2 protein-coding genes are annotated in these 2,163 nt (G+C 35.0%); both read right to left on the reverse strand.

Annotated elements, in window-relative coordinates; translation table 11 throughout:
- Positions 1-65: 65 nt before the first annotated feature.
- On the reverse strand, positions 66-824 hold the full coding sequence (gene istB / locus RV04_RS12780) for an IS21-like element helper ATPase IstB (RefSeq protein WP_071858838.1): 759 nt from the start codon (positions 822-824) through the stop codon (positions 66-68).
- A 10-nt stretch (positions 825-834) separates the two neighbouring features.
- Positions 835-2,061 carry an IS21 family transposase gene (istA, locus tag RV04_RS12785; RefSeq protein ID WP_048722674.1) on the reverse strand — a complete coding sequence of 409 codons (1,227 nt, stop codon included), beginning with the start codon at positions 2,059-2,061 and terminating at the stop codon, positions 835-837.
- Positions 2,062-2,163 lie beyond the last annotated feature (102 nt).

Consider the following 2,163-nt stretch of genomic DNA (forward strand, 5'->3'; position numbering starts at 1 on the left):
TGTCAAGGGTCACAAAAAAATGTTGGTTTTGGGCCATTGAAAATGTAGGTATTCGGTCTTCTGTATTATTTGTTTTCTTTCGCTTTGTCTTCGCTATAGCTTTTCATTCTATAAGAAGGCCCTGTAATTTGAATGATTTTAGAGTGATGGACCAAGCGGTCCAATAAAGCATTTGTTAATTTCTTATTTCCAATTATTTCCGACCATTGAGAAAGCGGAATATTTGTAGTAATAATTGTCGATTTCCTCTCATAACGCATATTGATTAATTGAAATAGTAAATTGGATCCTTCTTTTGAAAATGGTAAGTAGCCAACTTCATCAATAATTAATACAGCGTATCCTGCATATTTCTTAAGCATAGTATCACTTGTTCCACGCTTATGTGCTCGAATGAGCCGATTGACGAGCTCTGTACTGGTGATAAATAAGCAACTTAACCCTCTATCTATACACTCTAAACCAATAGAAACAGCTAAGTGCGTTTTCCCTACACCGCTATTTCCGATGAAAAGAATATTGTCATAGGTATCTAAGAAGCGCAAAGTTACTAAATCTTGGATTTCACTTTTTTTAATTTTTGGTTGGAAATCAAAATTAAAATCATAGAGACGTTTATGATAAGGAAACATTGCACGTTTCAAGATTTTTCTTTGGGTTTCAGCTTTTCGATAACTAATTTCTTGAGACGTCAATTCAAATAAAGAATCGACAAGAGATTTATCACTTTTGGCTACCTCATCTAAATGTGCAGGTAAATTTTCTTTGACACACGTAAGATTTAAATCTGTTAACTGGTTCAATAACTGATGGTAATTTGACATAAGTTCCTCCTTATAATTCATCATAAGCATCTAAATTTTCCTCTACAAACCGCTCTAGTTCTTCATCTTCCAAATATTTGAAGACGTCAGACCGAAGAATTTCAAGCGAATCATCCCGTTGATAATTCAACGCTTTTTCACTTAATGGATGCGAACGAATACATTGATGCCCATACCAGATGAAAAGGTTGTCCTTCCGGACATCCAGAGTCACTTCTTTGCCAATATATTTCAAGGGAACAGAATATTTTGAATTTTGATATTGAACCATGGATTCAATGGAAACTTTTCTTTTTACATGTAGGTTTCTGGAAACATAACGTAAGAGTTCCAAACGATTTAAAGGAATTAGAATAGCTTTTTCATCATTGAGCAATTTGATTGGTTTGGCATTTACGGCTTGAGAACGTTCATTGTTTAAATCGTCCATAAACTCATTTACAATTCTTCTAAGATCTTGTTCGTTTTCAAATTCATAATTGAAAACCATTAATCGATTGACCGTTCGAGCTAATGCTTCTACCTTTCCTTTAGTTTGTGGTCTAAATGGGCGACAAGCAATAGGATTGAATCGCGCATCTTTCGCAAATTGTCGGAATTTCTCGTTAAAAACAGTTTGACTAAATTGACTTTTTCCTCGATCAACCACGGTTTTCATATTATCAAACCATATTTCTTGAGGAACACCGTTTCCACAGTACTCAAACGCATTTACTAAGCAATGGAACACAGTGGACTGCGTTCTATCAAAGGTCACTTCTAAATATTTCATGCGTGAATAACCCAAGACGTATAGGAAAATATTAAAGTAGAACACTTCGCCATATTTACTCACCATCTTGATGTTTTCCTTCCAGTCAACTTGAGCTGAAAGACCAGGAGTTGTTTCAATCCGAATCGTTGCTTTTTTCACCCGTTCGTCACGATAGTGACGACAATATCGTTTGACGGTAGTATAACCACCTGTGTAACCCATTTTTTTAATAAAGTAATAAATAGAAGAAGCAGAACAGCTCAACTCCAATTTATCTCTAATAATCTCTTCAAATCCAGAAAGTAAAGGAGAACTTGAAGACTTTCTTTTTTTTAGCTGGTCTATATTTCCTTTTCTACCAGCTTCGTAATAGCGTTTAACAGTTCTGTAATCACAATTGTATTGTTTAGCCAAAGCTGCGTAATTTGGTTGAATATCGTTCATAATGTGGCGTAGGACTCCTTCTAAGACATCTTTTCTCATGATTCACTCTCCTTGAATGTTTTCATGAAAAAGATTATCAGATTTGAATTCAGCCTACATTTTCGATGGCCTTTTTCCTACATTTTATCGTGGCCCTTTACA

Source organism: Enterococcus hermanniensis (assembly GCF_001885945.1).
GTDB lineage: Bacteria > Bacillota > Bacilli > Lactobacillales > Enterococcaceae > Enterococcus_A > Enterococcus_A hermanniensis.

What these genes read in the sequence shown, in the direction of transcription:
- istA (WP_048722674.1), bottom strand. Translation starts at nt 2,061, where the DNA reads ATGAGAAAAGATGTCTTAGAAGGAGTCCTACGCCACATTATGAACGAT.
- istB (WP_071858838.1), bottom strand. Translation starts at nt 824, where the DNA reads ATGTCAAATTACCATCAGTTATTGAACCAGTTAACAGATTTAAATCTT.